Here is a 19,512-nt window from a genome sequence, read left to right on the forward strand (position 1 = left end):
TGATTTGTCTGTTTTTTTAATGGACCTAACACAACAAATCATTCTAACTTTACTTTGGGATCCAACCACACGTAAATCAAGTCCACAAAAATATTGATAATTATAAACAATAAAGCTATAATTAAAACAGAACCCATAATTACAGGGAGATCTAATGTATTAAGAGCATTTACAATTTCTTTACCTAAACCATTCCATCCAAAAATATATTCGACAAAAACAGCACCTGCCAACATAGAGGCAAACCAACCTGATATGGCTGTAACCACTGGGTTTAATGCATTTTTCACAGCATGACGTTTTATAATGTTAAACTCGCTTAAACCTTTTGCCCTGGCCGTTCTTATATAATCCTGATTAAATACTTCTAGTAATGAATTGCGCATAAGTTGAATAACCACTGCCAAAGGCCTAATACCTAAAACCACAGCGGGTAATATTAAATTTTTCCATTTAATATGAATAGCTTCTCCAAAATCATCTAATTCAAACAAACTGCCTGTCATCTCTAAATGGGTATACTCATGCAAAATGTAACCAAAAAACCAAGCAAATAAAATGGCACTAAAAAAAGATGGAACACTCATACCAAAAGTGCTTAATATCATAATTAGTTTGTCTAACCAAGTATCTTTGTATAATGCCGATACAATCCCTAAAAGAACACCCAAAACTATGGCAATGGCAATAGCTGAAACTGCTAAAACAAAAGTATTGGGAAGCGTTTCAGATAATACCTCAGACACTTTTTTTCCTTGTTTTGTGAAAGATTCTCTTAAATACGGAAGCTTTAAAACCACCACAGTATTCATAATAGTAACCAGCTTTAAATAGTCATACTTGTCTTGAGATAAAAAGGTATAATCGTCTTGATTCCTTGAATGAAAGGATACGGGTGACAAATCATTTAAATAATAGAAATATTGCGATCCTGTAGATTTATCAAAACCATATTTTTGCTTTACTAATGCTAACTGCTCGCTATCTTCGTTTTGTCCCAACATCATTTGAGCCGGATCACCAGGAAGGACATTAAATAGAAAAAAAATAACAGTAACCACCCCCAAAAGTGTTAGGAAGGCATAAAATATTTTATTTATTAGGTAGCTTATCAATAAGTTTCTCTTAGGGTATCAACATGATTTTTGTATTGCTAAAGCTCTAATTGCTCTATATCGTTCCAGTGTACTTTTTGTTTTATAGTTCCTGTATCTAACTCTAGTACCCCTGGATTGGAGCGCACTACAGTTTTAAGAGCTTTTTCGTCGCACAAATACCATTCAAAATCGATATTATAAGCCTCATTAATACGTTGTTTCGTTTTATGACCCGATGCCGTTAAACCAATAATTTCGTATCCCCGCTTGCGAGCTAAACCTTGTAATGCTTTCAATTTTAAAGCCCCTGATCTTTCAATCTTCTCAAGACTGTAAGAAACCACCACTATCAAGTTTTCTTTACTAAGATAGTATTCCGTTAAATCTTGATCGTCTGTTTCTATTGAAAAATCAACCACCGGAGGACTATACCCTTCTTCTAAAACTTTGGTATCTACCGAAACGAAATCACCTTCAACCGTAGGATAAGAACCTTCCGTGACAATTATTTTTTCTTCTCCATTTATATTGAACTTCCAGCTATATTCCAATACAGGTTTGGGTGCATCTTCCGGGACAGACATCCCTTCTGTAATATTAGATCCAACCTTATATGCTCTAAAATCTATAAATGGTAAGTGCTCCAAAACGTGATAACCAAACCATAAACTTACTATAAAACTTAAAAGTGCTAACGAAGTAGTTTGTAATTTTCCGAATACGGGCTGTATATACTTTAAGCCAATAAATAAAACGATAATAAACAGCAATAAAACAACATCCTTTGTAAAACTTTCCCAAGGTGTTAACTTTAAAGCATCGCCAAAACACCCACAATCTTTAACCTTATCAAAATATGCAGAATAAAAAGTTAGGAAGGTAAAGAACAAAATCATTAAAAGTAGACTCCAAACAGTAAATTTGGGTTTGTAGCATATTAATAAGAATACCCCTAGAACAACCTCAAAAACTACAACTAAAACAGAAATACCTAAAGCATAAGGCTCTAAGAAAGGTATATTTAAAACATCTGGACTAAAATATTCTTCTAGTTTATATGAAAACCCTAAGGGATCATTAAGTTTGATAAACCCAGAAATAATAAACAAAACTCCAACAAATATTCTAGAAATAGCAACTATGGCTTTCATGACCTGTCATTGTTTAAGTGAATCAAAGCAAAAATGGCATAATTAATCATATCTTGATAATTGGCATCAATACCCTCACTAACAAGAGTTTCTCCTTTATTGCTTTCAATAGATTTTACCCGCAATAACTTCTGAAGAATCAAATCGGTTAAACTACTCACTCTCATATCTCGCCAAGCTTCGCCGTAATCATGATTTTTATTCTCCATAAGTTGTTTGGTCAAAGCAGCTTGTTCTGTATAAAGTGCAACCGCTTCTTTAGTAGACATATCTGGCTGTTCAGCTACCCCCTTTTGTAGCTGAATTAAAGCCATAATGCAATAGTTTATAATGCCAATAAATTCGCTTTCTTCTCCTTCATCTACTTTTCTAACATCATTTTCCTGTAAACTTCTAATACGCTGCGCCTTAATAAAAATCTGATCGGTAAGCGAGGGTAACCTCAAGATTCTCCATGCACTTCCGTAATCACTCATTTTCTTTTCAAATAAACTTTTGCAGGTATCTATAACCGCATCATATTGTTTTGAAGTATCTTGCATCTATAAATTCAATTTTGCGTAAATTTCGCATAAATTATTAAAACCTTCAAAGTTTCTGGTTTAAAGTTTTACACCTTATCTAAACAGCTTTCAAAACATATTAAATGACTATAAATTGCAAAGGCGAACTTATTGATTTATCTACTCCAAAAGTGATGGGTATTTTAAACATCACTCCTGATTCTTTCTATGATGGAGGGGCTCATAAAAATGAAAAATCGGTATTAAATCATGTAGAGAACATGCTCAGAGAGGGAGCTACTTTTATAGATGTTGGTGCCTACAGTTCTAGACCTGGTGCAGACCATGTAAGCGAAAGTAGCGAACTTAATCGCATCATTCCTATTATCGAGACATTGTTGAAAGCCTTTCCTAATATTTTGCTTTCCGTCGATACGTTTAGAAGTTCTGTAGCAAAACAATGTATTGCTGCTGGCGCCTGCATCATTAATGACATTTCAGCAGGTCTATTAGATAAAAATATGCTTCCAACTATTGCTAATTTACGAGTACCATATATCATGATGCACATGCGAGGCACCCCACAAACCATGCAAGAACAAACCACCTATAACAACTTAACTAAAGACATACTCTTTTATTTTTCTGAACGAATTTTGGAAGCAAAGGAGCTAGGTATTATTGACATGATAGTAGACCCTGGTTTTGGTTTTTCTAAAACCCTAGAACAAAACTACGAACTACTTAATCACCTCGACCTTTTTAAAATAATTGAAAAGCCAATACTTGCGGGGTTTTCAAGAAAATCAATGATCTATAAAAAATTAAAAACCTCTCCCAAAGAAGCTTTGAATGGGACCACTGTTTTAAATACCATTGCTTTACAAAAAGGAGCCTCTATACTTCGTGTACACGATGTAAGGGAAGCTTTAGAATGTATTAAACTTGTTGAATCTTTGAATCACTAGTAGCTACCTAGAATTATGAAAAAACTTTGTATTGTTGTTATCATTATTGCCTGTATGTCTTGCACACATGATAAAGCCGTTCAATTGCCTGAAATTAGTCATGCTGATATTACTGAGATTAATGATGTGTCTGCTGCCTATTTATTTTACGATGAAACACAATCTGATAGTGTAGAACTTAACAGGAAAAACCTTATTAGCACAACCAATTGGTTGGTTAATGTTGACAAGCGGTTAACGTTAAAACAAGCGATCCCTTATATTCAGTTCTTACAAGAAAAGAAGCAGAATTCTAGCCATAAAAATGAAGCTGCTAAAAACTATTTTACCTGTCATAATACAAGTATTAACAACCTTGGCTTTATTGAGTTTACGCAAGTAGTTTATGAAGAGAACATTAAAGATGATATCTTAAAATTTAAAGATTCTTTCAAGATAAAGTCCATTAATTTTAGTTTAAAAGGAGACATTTTCATTTTGAATCCTGAAGCTGAGCCTTTTGTTAGTAAATCCAGTATTTCAGAATTAAAAAACGATATTTTAGCGCTTGATGTTTCGGGCAATATGTTGTCTTTAGTATTTAACAATACCCTATCCTTTCAGGATTATATAACCTACAAATCGGCTCTCTTAAATATAGAACTTAAACATGCCGAAATATCAAATATTGAGTTCCTAGATAATTAGCCATATTTTCTTAAATTTACCAAAACCCACTATCCTTGGATATTTTTAATGACCTTTTAAAATTTACAATTGTAGACATTATTGATGTCTTTTTGGTTGCTCTTTTACTCTATTATGTTTATCGACTCATAAAGGGTACTGTGGCCATAAATATATTTATCGGCATCATAATAATTTACGGGGCTTGGCGATTAACTGATTTTTTAAACATGGAGCTTCTTACAGGTATCTTTGGAGGCTTTATGAAAGTAGGAATCATTGCTTTAATAGTCGTTTTTCAGCCAGAGATAAGAAAGTTTTTGCTTATGGTAGGTTCCACAAACTTTGGTAGACGACGCAAATTTTTACAACAGATTAAATTTTTGAAAACAGAAACCGCAGACAACACCGATGTGGACGCTGTAATTTCTGCTTGTAACAAAATGTCTATGTCTAAAACAGGAGCTTTAATTGTTTTTGAGCGTAATAATAATTTGGATTTCTTATCGGATTCTGGAGACGAAATGAACATTAAGGTTACCCAACCCATCATTGAAAGTATTTTTTTTAAAAACAGTCCTTTACACGATGGCGCTATTATTGTAAGTAATAATATTGTTAAAGCGACTCGAGTTATATTACCTGTAAATAATGAAAAGGATATTCCGCAGCGCTTTGGTTTAAGGCACAGAGCTGCCATTGGTGTTACTGAAAAAACAGATGCCCTAGCTTTAGTTGTTAGTGAAGAAACAGGGCATATTTCTTATTTTAAAGATGGGGAATTTGTGGTTTTTGAGGATACTAATGAGCTTAACCAGATAATTGAAAAAGACTTAGCTTAAACGACGGCTTCCTGTAAAAACTGAACTTCGTACAAGTTCTTGTAGTAGCCATTCGCCTTTTTAAGCAACTCTTTGTGAGTTCCCTGCTCGACAATTTTACCTGCATCCATCACAATTATTTTGTCGGCTTTTTTTATAGTAGCAAGTCTATGGGCAATAACTATTGATGTTCTTCCTTTGGTTATGCTATCGGTAGCATTCTGAATAAGTTGCTCGGAGTAAGAATCAACCGACGAAGTCGCCTCATCTAACACCAAAATACTAGGGTTGGTAACATAGGCTCTTAAAAATGAAATAAGTTGACGTTGACCAGAAGATAACATAACACCGCGCTCTCTAACATTATAATGGTAACCACCTGGCAAAGTCATAATAAAATCATGAATACCAATATCTATAGCCGCCTGATGCACTTCAGCTTCAGTTATCTCAGGATGATTGAGTGTAATATTATTCAAAATAGTATCGGCAAATAAAAACACATCTTGCAAAACAATGGCTATTTGCGCCCTTAAGGACGACAGGGTTACATCCTTAATATTTATGCCATCAATAACAATTACCCCATCTTTTATTTCGTAAAAACGATTTAATAAATTAATAATGGTTGATTTACCTGCACCAGTTGCACCAACAATTGCAACAGTTTCTCCCGCTCTTACCTCAAACGAAATTCCTTTTAATACCGCTTCATCTTCCACATAATTAAAATGTACATTTTCAAAAGCTATATCACCTTTAAAATGGTTTGCCACATATGTACCGTTATCATCTATTTGAGAAGTTGTATCGATTACCTTAAAAACACGAGTTGCTGCAACCATACCCATTTGCAGAGTATTAAATTTATCGGCTATTTGCCTTAAAGGTCTAAATAACATGGGAATGAACATAATAAATGAGACCAGTACGCCCTGAGTTACATTTCCGTCTAATACCACATTTAAACCACCATACCAAGCCACTAAACCTATAGTTATAGAGCTTGATAAATCGGCCAAAGGAAAGAAAATCGAGTTATACCAAACCGTTTTTAGCCAGCCCTTTTTATGGCGCTCATTAATTGCTTTAAAATTTTCAGATTCTATAGCTTCACGTGTGAATAATTGCAATATTTTCATTCCTGTTAAGCGCTCTTGTACGAAAGAGTTTAGGTTGGAAACCTCCGTACGAACTTCCTCGAATGCTTTCTTCATATACTTTTGAAAGACTCTTGTAGCATAAAGCAGTACCGGAAGCATTAAAAATACGATTATACTTAGCTTTACATTTGTATAAACCATCACACCAAACACGACAGACATGGTAAGTAAATCTCTAACAATCATAAACAAACCTTGACCAAAAATATCGGCGATACGCTCCATATCGGTTACGGCCCTGGTAATTAGTACTCCAACCGAAGAATTATCGAAATACTTCATTTTAAAATTAAGCAAATGATTAAAGAGCTTAACTCTAACATCCATAACCAAATTCTGGCCTAACCATGTGGCATAATAAATAAAAAGTAGTTGAAATATGGTCTGAAATATAAGAACTCCCAGCATCATCATAACATAAAACAAAAAGTTTTGGGCGTCCTGTTTTTCAATACTGTTATCAATAGCATATTGAGTTATTTTAGGTGTAGCTACACTAAAAAAAGCAAGCATAATAACCAGGAATACCAAACTAAAAAATATTAAACGGTATGGTTTTATATACTCAAAAAGCCGTTTGAATAATTTAAAATCGAAAATATGTTCTTTAGTACTACTCATTTATAGTTTAATACCCTTAGGATATTCAATTTTTGTTAAATACAACGCATGGGCTGGAACAGAAAAACCGGCTTTCCCCCTATTTTTAGATTGAATGATATGATGTAATTCTTCAGCCTCCATTTTACCCAAACCAATATTTATCATGGTACCAACAATAGCTCTTACCATGTTTCTCAAAAATCGGTTGGCTTGAATTTCAAAATGAAGTTCATCATCTTTAAAAAACCAATGCGCTTTCATAATTTCACAATAATACGTCTTTACGTCGGTATTACTTTTTGAAAAGCATTGAAAATCTTTATAGTCAAATAAAATTTTTGAAGCAGCGTTCATCTTAGATACATCCAGAGGTTGCTTAACCATATAGGTGTTTTCATAACTAAACACACTTTTCTTTAAAGCTATTCGATACACGTATGTTCTGTTCAAGGCATCAAATCGTGTATGAGCCTCTGGCTTTACTTGAAATACGTCATGAATTGCTATATCCTCGGGTAAAAAGGAATTCAATTTATAAACTAAATTTTCAACTTCTATATTAATTTGGGTATCAAAATGAGCAAACATTTGCGAGGCATGCACCCCAGCATCGGTTCTTCCAGCACCCATAATTGCAATTGATTCACCTAATAATGTAGACAAACCCTTTTCTAAAACCTCTTGAACTGATATAGCATTGGGCTGATTTTGCCAACCATGATAGGATTTTCCGTTATAAGAAAGTTCAATAAAGTACCGCAAAGTGATTTTTATACTTTTTTAAAAGCACAAAGATAGATAGTTTTGTCTAGCAAGAATGAACTCAAGTCTTAATTTAATACTAAAAGATATTAATGACCAAAATATTACTTCTATCTGACACGCATGGCTATATTGATAGCGACATTTTGAAGTATGTAAAACAAACTGATGAAGTATGGCATGCAGGAGATATTGGCAGTTTAAAAGTTACGGATGCCATATCAGACTTAAAACCCCTACGCGCAGTTTATGGTAATATTGACGACTCGAAAATACGTACTGAGTTCCCAGAACACAATCGCTTTATGTGCGAAGATGTTGATGTTTGGATGACCCATATTGGCGGTTACCCACCCAAATACAATCTGCGTGTAACAGACACCTTAAAACAACATCCTCCAAGATTATTCATTTGTGGGCATTCACATATTTTGAAAGTGATGCCTGACAAAAAATTAAATTTAATACATATGAACCCTGGCGCGGTTGGAAAACATGGGTTTCATAAAACGAGAACCATGCTACGCTTTACCATTAATGGTAAAAAGATTGAAAATCTGGAAGTTATCGAGTTTAGTAAACGGTAACCATACACCTCCCTAAACATAGATTAGCAATAATGACCACGTGTTATAGATAGCAATAAAAAGCCCAAGATTTTCACCTTGGGCTTACGCACTAATACTACTAAGATATAAGGTTTTTAACGTAATCTATCTACAGATTTTACAAGATCTTCATCCTTCTTGATGGCCTTATTGGCTAAGGCCAAAAACACGATAGAAACAATAGGGAGAAGCATCCCAATACCTTTCTCTGAAACCGCCGTTTCTCCAGATACATTTAGAGATTGATACACGAAAAATCCTAGTAAAATAAAGTTTAATATGATATTAAGTCGTCCCAATATAAACTGAGACTTCCTGTTTTTGTAACGAAATATAGCTACCAAAGAGAAAAAAGCAGATGTTAAAAACGCTGCAAACACATAACTTTGGTTTGCTGCGAACACTTTTACGCCTTCTTCTGTAACCCATAATTCAAACACATATATGAGTCCAGCAGACACCCCTGCAGCACATAATAAATAGATTGTTTGAATACGTTGTAACATATTATTTTAAAATTCTAGACCGCAAAAATATAAGAATAAATGCAAAAAAATAAAATAAAGTTGTATAATTGCAGTAATAATTCTCAACAATCGCATTAACAAGCGATTAATTCTTCAGAATAATAAATCATTTTTTCAGAATTACTCAAGTTAGTATTCAATACAATATATTCAATTAAACATCAATGTTTGAAATTTCACAATTAAAAGAGAAAAAACTCACTGATTTGCAAGAGATTGCAAAAAAACTAAACGTTCCTAAGTATCGTTCGCTAAAAAAATTGGATTTAGTTTACCAAATACTAGATCAGCAAGCTGCAGATCCTAAGGCTGTAAAAGCGGCTGTAACCCCAGAAAAGTCAGAAGAAAACAAGGACAGTAAAGAAGCTAAACCAACTAGAAAACCTAGACAGCGCGTTCAAAAACCCACTAAAGACAGCCAGCCTAAAGCGGAAGAAAAAACGAAAGCAGCTGAACCTAAGCTTGAAAATGAACCTAAAGTAGAGGCTAGTACAAAACAACAAAAAGAAGAGCCTAAAAAGGATAATAACCCAAGGCAAAGAAATAATCAAAACGATAACCAACACAAGTCAAATCAAAGACATCATAATAACCAGAACAAACATCAGCATAGAAACCAAAAAAATGGTAATGTTGATAAAGGCAATAAAGATAATCGTAATCGCTACCGCGAGCCAGATTTTGAGTTTGATGCGATTATTGAAAGCGAAGGTGTTTTAGACATCATGCAGGACGGCTATGGTTTTTTACGTTCTTCAGATTATAACTACCTGTCATCCCCTGATGATATTTATGTATCGCAATCACAAATTAGATTGTTTGGTTTAAAGACTGGCGATACCGTTTTAGGACATGTGCGTCCGCCTAAAGAAGGTGAAAAATATTTCCCCTTAATTAAGGTGAGTAAAATAAATGGTCAGAATCCAAATGTGGTTAGAGACCGTGTTTCTTTTGAACATTTAACACCATTGTTTCCTCAAGAAAAATTCAATATAGCAGAAAGACAAAGCACCATTTCAACCAGAATTATGGACTTGTTCTCTCCTATAGGAAAAGGACAGCGTGGTATGATTGTATCTCAACCAAAAACTGGTAAAACCATGCTGCTTAAAGATGTAGCCAATGCTATTGCTGCCAATCACCCTGAAGTTTATCAAATGATTTTGTTGATTGATGAACGCCCTGAGGAAGTTACAGATATGCAACGTAATGTGCGTGGTGAAGTTATAGCGTCTACTTTTGACAAAGAAGCCCATGAGCATGTTAAAATTGCTAATATTGTTTTAGAAAAAGCAAAGCGATTAGTAGAATGCGGACATGATGTTGTTATCTTATTAGACTCCATCACACGTTTGGCAAGAGCTTATAATACTGTACAACCAGCTTCAGGAAAAATATTAAGTGGTGGTGTGGATGCCAATGCTTTACATAAACCTAAACGATTCTTTGGAGCGGCTAGAAACATAGAAAACGGTGGTTCATTAACTATTATTGCCACGGCACTTACCGAAACAGGATCTAAAATGGATGAAGTTATTTTCGAGGAATTTAAGGGTACCGGAAATATGGAACTTCAGTTGGATAGAAAAATATCTAACCGTAGAATTTTCCCTGCCATTGATCTCACATCATCAAGTACACGTAGAGATGATATTCTATTAGATGATAACACCATTCAACGCATGTGGGTAATGCGCAAGTACCTAGCAGACATGAACCCTGTTGAAGCCATGGAATTTATTAACGAACGCTTTAAGCAAACAAGAAACAACGAAGAATTTTTAATATCCATGAATGGATAATATTTAAACTTTACCAACTAACCCTTAAAAGCCTTAGCTATATGCTAAGGCTTTTTTTATACGCGCTTAAATATCATTTCTAATGATAAAACTGAGAACAAACCTTTTCTAAGCTAAGCTTTAATAAAATAAGCCTGTTATAAATTCAACGTATAACAATAACAATTTGTACATTTAAATAAAAAACAAATACACTAATTGCTATGAAAACACCGAACTATCCAAAATCATTCTCTCATATTGGTATAACTGTTCCTGATATTCATCAAGCCGTAGCCTTTTATCAAGACGTTATGGGTTGGTATATTATTATGAAACCAGCTGTGGTAAAGAAGGAAAAAGACACGGCTATAGGCCAAATGTGTATTGATGTTTTTGGAAATGATTGGGACATGTTTGAGATTGCACATATGTCAACTTCAGATGGTATTGGTATTGAATTATTTTCATTTCCAAATGGTATAAAACGAGCCCCAAAGTTTAATCCGTTTAATACAGGCTTATTTCACTTTTGCGTTCAGGATCCTGATATAGAAGAACTGACTAACAAAATTGTAGCATATGGCGGAAAACAACGTATGCCTATTCGTGAATACTACCCCAATGAAAAACCTTTTAAAATGGTGTATGTTGAAGATCCATTCGGAATTGTTTTTGAAATTTACACCCATAGTTATGAGCTAACTTATTCGTCTGGGGCGTACCAAGACTAAATATATAGTGAATAAAAATTGGTGTTGAAATAAAAAAGCTTCTTAATTTGTAAGAAGCTTTTTTATTGAGCGATGATTTTATTTCCTAATAAGTATTTAAAAGATCTCTGTACTCTTTTAAATCCATAACATTCATTTTATTATTCAAGTTTTTCATTAGAGATATTAAATACTTGAGGCTTTCTTCTGGAGCAAGCTCATTAGTTCCTGCTGTATTGTCTTCTTCATTTATTGGCTCATCATCTAACACTGGAATTAAAAATGATCCATGAGATTCAATATGCTCATAAGTGAGCCTAAGCACCTTAACTACCAAAGGTATTTGCTCCTCTAGAGCGTAGGCTCTTAATTCTTTAATACTGTTAATAACACTATCACTGCTGACACCGTCCTTGTCTATATTCTTAAGGATTTTATCAATTAATTTAATGGCATTTTTATTTTCCAAGAGATTGAAATTAGATGGATTTATTAAATATTCTTAATGCAAATTTATAGTTTTATTTATTGCTTTAAAACTAAATTCCCAAAAAGAAAAGGCATAAAAAAAGCTTCCCTGTGAAGAGAAGCTCAATAATTTTTTGTTCAAATGGACTTAAAGTGCCGCAACATGAGCAGCTAAACCAGATTTTAAGTTGGCAGCTTTATTAGCATGAATAACATTTTTCTTCGCTAACTTATCCAACATAGAAACTACAGAAGGAAACAATGCTTCAGCCTCTTTCTTGTCTGTTAACTCTCGTAATTTTTTTATAGCATTCCGAGTTGTTTTGTGCTGATACTTATTAGTTAAGCGCTTTGCTTCGTTACTTCTAATTCTTTTTAATGCTGACTTATGATTTGCCATTTTACTTTTCTTATTAAAATATTGTAGCCCGTAGGGGAATCGAACCCCTCTTACCAGGATGAAAACCTGGCGTCCTAGCCGATAGACGAACGGGCCATTTGTTTTTGAGTGCGCAAAGATAAATTTAATTTACAATATTGCAACTTAAAATTTAAAATTTACACCACTGTTTCAAATAACTAACAATGTTTTTCCATTGCGGATGCAAAAATACAACTATTTTTAAATGTTGCAAGAGCAATATAATCTTTTTTTAAAAAAAATTACACCACCCTTTAATACCCTTTGTTTTAGTAGGCTTTTGCAAACAAAACGCGTCGCTTCGAAGGCGCTCCAGAATAAACACATATGCCATCCTCTTCCTCGGCATCTAAAGGTATACAACGTATCGTTGCTTTGGTTAAGGCTTTAATCTTATCTTCCGTTTCATTAGTGCCATCCCAATGCGCCGATATAAAGCCCGTCTTGGTCTCTAAAACCTCCTTAAATTCTTCAAAGGTTTCAACCTTTGTAATATGCTCATTTCTAAATTCAAGTGCTTTATTAAATAATGCATCTTGAATTTCTTTCAATAACCCTTCTACCTTATCATTAATACTATCTAAAGGAATAACTTCTTTAGTCAGTGTATCACGTCTTGCTATTTCAACAGTTCCATTTGCCAAATCTTTGGGACCAATAGCTATTCTTAACGGCACACCTTGTAACTCATGCTGTGCAAATTTAGCACCTGGCCTATGCGTTGTTCTATTATCAAACTTCACACTAATGCCCTTTCCTCTTAAATCACTTAATATACTATTAGCAACCTCAGTTATAGCTTCCAAATCTTGTTCGCTCTTATAAATAGGAACAATAACAACTTGATTAGGCGCTAAACTTGGAGGCAGTACTAAGCCATAATCATCACTATGAGTCATTATTAAAGCCCCCATTAACCGTGTAGACACCCCCCAAGAAGTAGCCCAAACGTAGTCCTGCTTGCCCTCTTTATTAGCAAACTTCACATCAAAAGCTTTAGCAAAATTCTGTCCCAAAAAGTGAGAAGTTCCAGCTTGTAAAGCTTTTCCATCTTGCATTAAGGCTTCTATACAATATGTTTCATCCGCACCAGCAAAGCGCTCACTTTCTGTTTTAAGGCCTTGTATTACTGGAATAGCCATAAAATTTTCTACAAAAGTCGCATAAACATTATTCATTAACTTAGCCTCTGCTAAGGCCTCTTCTTTAGTTTCATGAGCTGTATGCCCTTCTTGCCACAAAAATTCTGCAGTCCTTAGGAATAACCGTGTACGCATTTCCCAGCGTACTACATTTGCCCATTGATTAATAAGTAGCGGCAAATCTCTGTATGATTGAATCCACCCTCTATAGGTATTCCAAATAATAGCCTCACTTGTTGGTCTTACCACTAGCTCTTCTTCTAGTCTAGCTTCTGGGTCTACACGAAGTTTTCCTTCCTTATCAGGATCATTTTGAAGCCTGTAATGCGTAACTACGGCACATTCTTTTGCAAACCCCTCAGCATTTTTTTCTTCAGCTTCAAACAAACTTTTGGGTACAAATAATGGAAAATAAGCGTTTTGATGACCTGTTTCTTTAAACATTCTATCTAACTCCCCTTGCATTTTCTCCCAAATAGCATAACCATAAGGTTTAATTACCATACATCCCCTAACAGCTGAATTCTCCGCAAGGTCTGCCTTAACAACCAATTCGTTATACCACTTTGAATAATCTTCTACTCGACTCGTAAGTTTTTTACCCATATTGTTTTTTTGGCACAAATGTTGTGACCTATGTTAAATGAAAATAGTTTAGCAAAACTAACTATTTTTGTTATGTTCAACAATAAAATTCTAGAGATATGCACATATACAACTACTTAAAAAAGAAAGCTCCTGTAGCTTTTGTGCTTATGATTATTTTGGGTTTCACCTCTTGTGGAACTTATGATTATGTGGGCGTTGACAACGATGGAATTTACGGAGAACCTGTGGTAATGCAGCAGGAGAAGGCTGTTGAATCACCACGAAAAGATGATACGAATTATTATAAAAACTACTTTCAAACCAAAGCTATTGAATCAGAGAACCTAGATAATGACAATGCTATTTTTACAGACATAGAGGAATATGAAAACTCCAGTTTCGTTGAAAACGACACCATACCCAATAACTATCAAGGTTATGCAGGTTGGGGACAGAGCAACAGTAATGTCGTCGTAAATGTAAATGCTGGCTGGGGAGGCTATGGTGGTTGGGGTGTTGGCTTTGGCTGGGGTTGGGGCTATGCTGGCTGGGGCTGGGGCTATCCAGGTTGGGGTTATCCAGGTTGGGGCTGGGGACCAGGTTGGGGTTATCCAGGCTGGGGTTGGGGACCAGGTTGGGGTTATCCAAGTTGGGGTTATTACCGAAGTCCGTATGTATCCTATAGTGCTTCAAGACGAGGAAGTTATTACTCAAGAGGTTATAGCGGTTCGCAAGGAGGAAGACGCGGTGCTTATGCCAGTACGAATTCCAGTGCCAGAAGGAGCTCTTATACCGGAAACAATAAAAGCACAACAAGAAGATCGTCTGTTGGAAACTCAAGTTCAAGGAGAAATTCTGTGGCATCTAACAATAGAGCCGAATCTAAGTATAATGCTACTAGACGAAGTACAAGCGTTAACAGAAGAAGCACAAGTACTAACAGAAATACAAGCACCAATGGTAATGTCTACAGAAGAAGTTATAATAACTCCACCAGTGCTAACCGCACGTACTCGGGTGTAACAAGAAGAGCTTCGGTAACTAGGGCCACCCCCTCTCGAAACTCAACGGCAAGATCATCTTCGTCGTCTGCAAGAAGAAGTTCAAGTACTGTATATAGACAACCAAGTAGAAGTTATAATTCTGGAAACATTAACAGGAATTCGTCTTCAAGAAGTTCAGGATACTCACCTAGCAGAAGTTCTAGTTCTAGATCAAGCGGATCTATGTCGAGGTCTTCTGGAGGAGGAAGAAGTATGGGAGGAGCAAGATCTTCTGGCGGTGGAGGAAGAAGAGGACGCTAAACCCCAATTCATTAATACAACAAAAAACATATGAAAAAGTTAAATTTACTATTCATAGCAATTATGGCTATGTCTGCTTTACATGCTCAAGACATTAGCGATGCCCTCAGGTATTCTCAAAACGAAATTCATGGAACTGCTCGTTTTAGAGCTATGAGCGGTGCATTTGGAGCACTTGGAGGCGATTTAAGCGCAGTTAGTTTAAACCCTGCTGGATCTGTTATTTTTAGCCAAAGTCGTGCTTCTGTAACAGGCTCGGTGCTTGGTGTAGAAAACACTACTGAATACTTTCGTGGTATTACAGCGTCTGACGAATCCAAATTTAACATAAATCAAGGGGGAGCCGCCTTTATTTTTAGGAGTAACACAAGTTCTCCATGGAATAAATTTGCTTTGTCTTTTAATTATGAAAGAACCAATAATCACAATAGCACTTGGATTGCTAGAGGCATAAATGATTCTAACGATCCTGATTTTAGTAATTCTGTTGCTAGTTATTTTTACGACTACGCAGATGGCAAAAGACTAGTGGATATTTCGGCACTTCCTGATGAATCAATATCGCAAGCATACAGAAATATTGGAGACTCTTTTGGTTTTGCGCATCAGCAAGGTTTTTTAGGTTACGAGTCTTACATATTAGATCCCGAATTTGATGATGATGATAATACGACATACTTTGCCAATGTAGCTGCAGGAACTTTTGATCATAACTATACATATATTGCATCAGGCTACAATTCAAAAATGAGTTTTAATCTAGCAACTCAATACCAAAATATACTGTCACTTGGATTAAATTTAAATTCACACTTTATGCGCTACGACAGATCTACCATTCTGCTGGAGGACAATAATAATCAAGGATCGTATATAAACAGTATCGATTTTAGAAATAGTTTATCTTCTCGTGGAGCAGGGTTCTCATTTCAACTTGGAGCCATTGTAAAGATTACCCCAGAATTAAGAGCTGGAGTTGTTTATAATTCTCCTATTTGGTATTCAATAGATGAGGAAACTTCACAATCTGTGTCCACTATTCGCGATGAAAATGGTACACCAACACCTATTTCAATTAACCCAGGCATTTTAAATATTTACCCAAGGTATAATTTACAATCACCAGCTATATTCACAGGAAGTTTAGCTTATGTTTTTGCAAAACGCGGCATTCTAAGCTTTGATTATTCTAATACCAACTATAGCAAAACTAGGTTTACTCCTACTTACGACGAGTTCTTTGCAGACCAAAATGATATTATGCGTAATGTTTTTAGGAGCGCCTCTACTTATCGATTCGGAGCAGAGTACAAAATAAAACAAGTAAGCTTACGAGGTGGCTACAGGTTTGAAGAAAGTCCTTATGTTGATGAAACTACAGTGGGTGATTTAACTGGATACTCTTTCGGTTTAGGTCTTAACTTTGGTAATGTTAGATTAGATTTAGCTTATGATCATGCAGAAAGATCATCTCAAAACAGCTTATATAATTTAAATTTTGGAACACCTCCTTCTGCCAATCTGAATACGAAAAACCAAAATTTCACATTTACGTTAGCCTTTAATATATAAAGCAATTAAATACAATTTAAAATAGTCTGGAAGAGCACAGAGTCTCAGTCTATTTTATTTATCCTAAATGAATTGTAATTTCGATTAATTTGAGGAGACTAACATGTTATATTAATAATTTGCTAAGTCTAAGGGGGTAAAAAGAGAAATGCTTATCTTTGCAAATTAAATTTTGAGCTATTACAGATGAAATTTGATAATAATTTAGAGGATTTTGACGCCTTAGGAAATGATCATGTAGGGACCTCAGAGAATACACCTCTGCGTAACGATGCTTTTAAACTTTCTAATGAAGAAAAAATTGACATCATCAAGGATGATGTAAGGCATATTATGGAGACCTTAGGTCTTGATTTAACAGACGACAGCCTTAATGGAACACCTAATAGAGTTGCGAAAATGTTTGTTAAAGAAATTTTTGGAGGTCTAGATCCGAACAAAAAACCAAGCGCCTCTACTTTTGAAAACAAATACAAGTACGGTGAAATGCTCGTGGAAAAAAACATTACCGTGTACTCTACTTGCGAGCACCATTTACTACCAATCGTTGGACGAGCACATATCGCCTATATTTCAAATGGCACTGTTGTTGGTCTTTCTAAAATGAATAGAATCGTAGATTATTTTGCCAAACGTCCGCAGGTTCAAGAGCGCCTTACTATTCAAGTAGTAAGAGAACTTCAAGAAGTTCTTGGAACTAAAGATGTTGCCTGCGTTATAGATGCTAAGCACCTTTGTGTAAATTCAAGAGGTATTAGAGATATAGAAAGTAGTACCGTTACTTCAGAGTTTGGAGGTAAATTCAAAGACATGGCTACACGCCGGGAATTTCTAGATTATATCAAACTAGACACAACATTTTAAGCCAAATAAATAACTATTTAACATTCCGAAATGCAGCTATACCAATCGCAGCAATTAAAAATATACAATTCCCTTTCTGGAAAAAAAGAAATTTTTAAACCTATAAGCGAAGGCCATATTGGCATGTATGTTTGTGGTCCTACGGTATATAGCAATGTACATTTAGGAAATGTTCGGACCTTTATGTCTTTTGATATGGTTTTTAGGTACCTGAAACATTTGGGTTATAAGGTACGTTATGTTAGAAACATTACCGACGCTGGACATTTAGAAAACGACGCGGACGAAGGGGAAGATAAAATCACAAAAAAAGCGCGATTAGAACAAATTGAACCAATGGAAGTGGTACAACGCTACACTGTTGATTTTCACAATATTCTAAATACTTTCAACTTCCTCCCTCCCAGCATTGAACCTACAGCAACTGGCCATATTATAGAGCAAATAGAATTAATTAGTACGATTATTGAGAATGGCTATGCCTACGAAATCAATGGTTCTGTTTACTTTGATGTTCATAAGTTTAACGAAACCAATGCCTACGGAAAATTGAGTAAACGTAAGCTTGACGACCTTATTCATAACACCAGAGAACTTGATGGCCAAAGCGATAAAAAGAACCCTCAAGATTTTGCACTTTGGAAAAAGGCAGAACCGCAACATATTATGAGATGGCCCTCCCCTTGGAGCGATGGATTCCCTGGTTGGCACCTGGAATGTACCGCAATGAGTACAAAGTACTTGGGTGAACAATTTGATATTCATGGTGGTGGTATGGATTTAAAATTTCCACATCATGAATGTGAAATTGCTCAAAATGAAGCAGCAAAAGGTAAAAGTCCTGTTAATTATTGGATGCATGCCAATATGCTTGAATTGAACGGACAACGTATGTCTAAAACCACAGGAAATACGGTTAACCCCAATGAATTATTATCAGGAAACAACAAATTCTTTAGTAAAGCCTACGCTCCTAGCGTAATCAGGTTCTTTAATGCACAATCATCGTACAGAAGTGTGTTAGATTTAACAGATGATGGTTTGTTAGCAAGTGAGAAAGGGTTTTATAGATTAATGGATGCTGTAAATTTATTGAATAGTCTAAATGCATCGTCTACATCTTCAATTGATATATTAGCGTGGAAACAGAAGTGCTATGATGCGATGAATGATGATTTTAATTCCCCAATATTAATTGCTCATTTATTTGAAGCCGCAAAATTTATTAATCAAATTAAAGAGGGTTCGGAAACTATATCTGCGGATGATTTAGAGTTATTAAAAAAGACCATTTATAACTTTGTTTATGATATTTTAGGCTTGGAAAACACCGTGAATACAGATTCTGGAACAGATAAACTTTCTGGTGCCATAGATGTGTTAATAAAATTAAGACAGGAAGCAAGAGCCAATAAGGATTTTGCATTATCTGATAAAATTAGAGATGAACTTGCCGAGGTTGGTATTCAACTAAAAGATGGTAAAGACGGGACAACCTTTACAGTGAATTAATCATTTAAATTGTTACAGTAACAACCAAGGGTTGGCGATATTTATTATGATAAAAAAGTTAGTAATTGCGCCTTTTTTATTTTTGATAAGGATATACCAAATGTTTATTTCTCCACTCACACCAGCCACGTGCAGATTTCAACCTACCTGTTCGCACTACAGCAAAGAGGCCTTGAAAAAGCACGGTTTGTTAAAAGGGGGCTGGCTGACTATAAAGCGTATTTTTTCATGTCACCCTTGGGGTGGATCAGGTTATGATCCTGTGCCTTAGGGCAAAT

Annotated in this window: 20 protein-coding genes and 1 tRNA gene; 11 read left to right on the forward strand and 10 right to left on the reverse strand. The window is 35.2% G+C overall.

The window, feature by feature from the left end; genetic code table 11:
- Nucleotides 1-38 precede the first annotated feature (38 nt).
- From E5D58_RS00670 to E5D58_RS00680, 3 genes are read right to left on the reverse strand one after another with little or no spacing between them, the layout of a single operon-like run.
- Nucleotides 39-1,115, reverse strand: a complete 1,077-nt coding sequence (locus E5D58_RS00670; protein ID WP_136479905.1) for an ABC transporter permease — start codon at nucleotides 1,113-1,115, stop codon at nucleotides 39-41.
- 38 nt (nucleotides 1,116-1,153) lie between these two features.
- Nucleotides 1,154-2,248: a BT_3928 family protein gene (locus tag E5D58_RS00675; protein WP_136479906.1), complete on the reverse strand. Its 1,095-nt coding sequence runs from the start codon at nucleotides 2,246-2,248 to the stop codon at nucleotides 1,154-1,156.
- Nucleotides 2,245-2,790 carry a DUF1599 domain-containing protein gene (locus tag E5D58_RS00680; protein ID WP_136479907.1) on the reverse strand — a complete coding sequence of 182 codons (546 nt, stop codon included), beginning with the start codon at nucleotides 2,788-2,790 and terminating at the stop codon, nucleotides 2,245-2,247. The genes E5D58_RS00675 and E5D58_RS00680 overlap by 4 nt, the downstream gene beginning before the upstream one ends.
- 104 nt (nucleotides 2,791-2,894) lie before the next feature.
- Between E5D58_RS00680 and folP the strand changes: the two genes are divergently transcribed.
- From folP to E5D58_RS00695, 3 genes are read left to right on the forward strand one after another with little or no spacing between them, the layout of a single operon-like run.
- Nucleotides 2,895-3,719: a dihydropteroate synthase gene (gene folP / locus E5D58_RS00685; RefSeq protein WP_136479908.1), complete on the forward strand. Its 825-nt coding sequence runs from the start codon at nucleotides 2,895-2,897 to the stop codon at nucleotides 3,717-3,719.
- Between the two features lie 15 nt (nucleotides 3,720-3,734).
- A complete protein-coding gene (locus tag E5D58_RS00690; RefSeq protein WP_136479909.1) occupies nucleotides 3,735-4,406 on the forward strand; it encodes a hypothetical protein in 672 nt (223 codons plus the stop codon).
- A gap of 35 nt (nucleotides 4,407-4,441) precedes the next feature.
- Entirely contained in the window at nucleotides 4,442-5,227 is a 786-nt protein-coding gene (locus E5D58_RS00695) for a diadenylate cyclase (RefSeq protein ID WP_136479910.1), read from the forward strand.
- On the opposite strand, the gene E5D58_RS00700 is transcribed toward E5D58_RS00695, so the two are convergent.
- Together E5D58_RS00700 and truA are read right to left on the reverse strand one after the other, a co-directional pair.
- Nucleotides 5,224-6,990 carry an ABC transporter ATP-binding protein gene (locus E5D58_RS00700; RefSeq protein ID WP_136479911.1) on the reverse strand — a complete coding sequence of 589 codons (1,767 nt, stop codon included), beginning with the start codon at nucleotides 6,988-6,990 and terminating at the stop codon, nucleotides 5,224-5,226. The two genes, E5D58_RS00695 and E5D58_RS00700, sit on opposite strands and share 4 nt — an antisense overlap.
- On the reverse strand, nucleotides 6,991-7,734 hold the full coding sequence (gene truA / locus E5D58_RS00705) for a tRNA pseudouridine(38-40) synthase TruA (protein WP_136479912.1): 744 nt from the start codon (nucleotides 7,732-7,734) through the stop codon (nucleotides 6,991-6,993).
- A gap of 92 nt (nucleotides 7,735-7,826) precedes the next feature.
- On the opposite strand from truA, the gene E5D58_RS00710 reads away from it, so the two are divergent.
- On the forward strand, nucleotides 7,827-8,321 hold the full coding sequence (locus E5D58_RS00710) for a metallophosphoesterase family protein (protein ID WP_136479913.1): 495 nt from the start codon (nucleotides 7,827-7,829) through the stop codon (nucleotides 8,319-8,321).
- A 116-nt stretch (nucleotides 8,322-8,437) separates the two neighbouring features.
- Here E5D58_RS00710 and E5D58_RS00715 read toward each other — a convergent pair whose 3' ends face one another.
- Nucleotides 8,438-8,848 (reverse strand): DUF4293 domain-containing protein, encoded by a 411-nt coding sequence (locus E5D58_RS00715; RefSeq protein ID WP_136479914.1) that lies wholly within the window; start codon nucleotides 8,846-8,848, stop codon nucleotides 8,438-8,440.
- A 185-nt stretch (nucleotides 8,849-9,033) separates the two neighbouring features.
- Between E5D58_RS00715 and rho the strand changes: the two genes are divergently transcribed.
- Both rho and E5D58_RS00725 read left to right on the forward strand, forming a co-directional pair.
- Nucleotides 9,034-10,671: a transcription termination factor Rho gene (gene rho / locus E5D58_RS00720; RefSeq protein ID WP_136479915.1), complete on the forward strand. Its 1,638-nt coding sequence runs from the start codon at nucleotides 9,034-9,036 to the stop codon at nucleotides 10,669-10,671.
- Between the two features lie 203 nt (nucleotides 10,672-10,874).
- Nucleotides 10,875-11,384 (forward strand): VOC family protein, encoded by a 510-nt coding sequence (locus tag E5D58_RS00725; protein ID WP_136479916.1) that lies wholly within the window; start codon nucleotides 10,875-10,877, stop codon nucleotides 11,382-11,384.
- Nucleotides 11,385-11,469: 85 nt separating this feature from the next.
- On the opposite strand, the gene E5D58_RS00730 is transcribed toward E5D58_RS00725, so the two are convergent.
- The 4 genes from E5D58_RS00730 to proS form a co-directional block, all read right to left on the reverse strand.
- Complete coding sequence (locus E5D58_RS00730; RefSeq protein ID WP_136479917.1) at nucleotides 11,470-11,832, reverse strand: hypothetical protein; 363 nt, start codon at nucleotides 11,830-11,832, stop codon at nucleotides 11,470-11,472.
- A gap of 147 nt (nucleotides 11,833-11,979) precedes the next feature.
- Nucleotides 11,980-12,231, reverse strand: a complete 252-nt coding sequence (gene rpsT, locus E5D58_RS00735; protein WP_136479918.1) for a 30S ribosomal protein S20 — start codon at nucleotides 12,229-12,231, stop codon at nucleotides 11,980-11,982.
- A 24-nt stretch (nucleotides 12,232-12,255) separates the two neighbouring features.
- Nucleotides 12,256-12,327 (reverse strand) — tRNA-Glu (locus E5D58_RS00740).
- 194 nt (nucleotides 12,328-12,521) lie between these two features.
- Nucleotides 12,522-14,000, reverse strand: a complete 1,479-nt coding sequence (gene proS, locus E5D58_RS00745; protein WP_136479919.1) for a proline--tRNA ligase — start codon at nucleotides 13,998-14,000, stop codon at nucleotides 12,522-12,524.
- Nucleotides 14,001-14,098: 98 nt separating this feature from the next.
- Here proS and E5D58_RS00750 point away from each other — a divergent pair, with 98 nt between their 5' ends.
- From E5D58_RS00750 to yidD, 5 genes are all read left to right on the forward strand, one after another.
- The gene (locus tag E5D58_RS00750; protein WP_136479920.1) at nucleotides 14,099-15,286 is read left to right on the forward strand and encodes a hypothetical protein; all 1,188 of its coding nucleotides are present in this window, start codon (nucleotides 14,099-14,101) and stop codon (nucleotides 15,284-15,286) included.
- 30 nt (nucleotides 15,287-15,316) lie between these two features.
- On the forward strand, nucleotides 15,317-16,858 hold the full coding sequence (locus E5D58_RS00755; protein ID WP_168796603.1) for an OmpP1/FadL family transporter: 1,542 nt from the start codon (nucleotides 15,317-15,319) through the stop codon (nucleotides 16,856-16,858).
- Nucleotides 16,859-17,044: 186 nt separating this feature from the next.
- A complete protein-coding gene (gene folE, locus E5D58_RS00760) occupies nucleotides 17,045-17,722 on the forward strand; it encodes a GTP cyclohydrolase I FolE (protein WP_136479921.1) in 678 nt (225 codons plus the stop codon).
- 30 nt (nucleotides 17,723-17,752) lie between these two features.
- Entirely contained in the window at nucleotides 17,753-19,234 is a 1,482-nt protein-coding gene (gene cysS, locus E5D58_RS00765; RefSeq protein WP_136479922.1) for a cysteine--tRNA ligase, read from the forward strand.
- Nucleotides 19,235-19,280: 46 nt separating this feature from the next.
- Complete coding sequence (gene yidD, locus E5D58_RS00770) at nucleotides 19,281-19,505, forward strand: membrane protein insertion efficiency factor YidD (protein WP_136479923.1); 225 nt, start codon at nucleotides 19,281-19,283, stop codon at nucleotides 19,503-19,505.
- Nucleotides 19,506-19,512: the final 7 nt, after the last annotated feature.

It is taken from the genome of Cognatitamlana onchidii (assembly GCF_004804355.1).
Lineage (GTDB): Bacteria > Bacteroidota > Bacteroidia > Flavobacteriales > Flavobacteriaceae > Cognatitamlana > Cognatitamlana onchidii.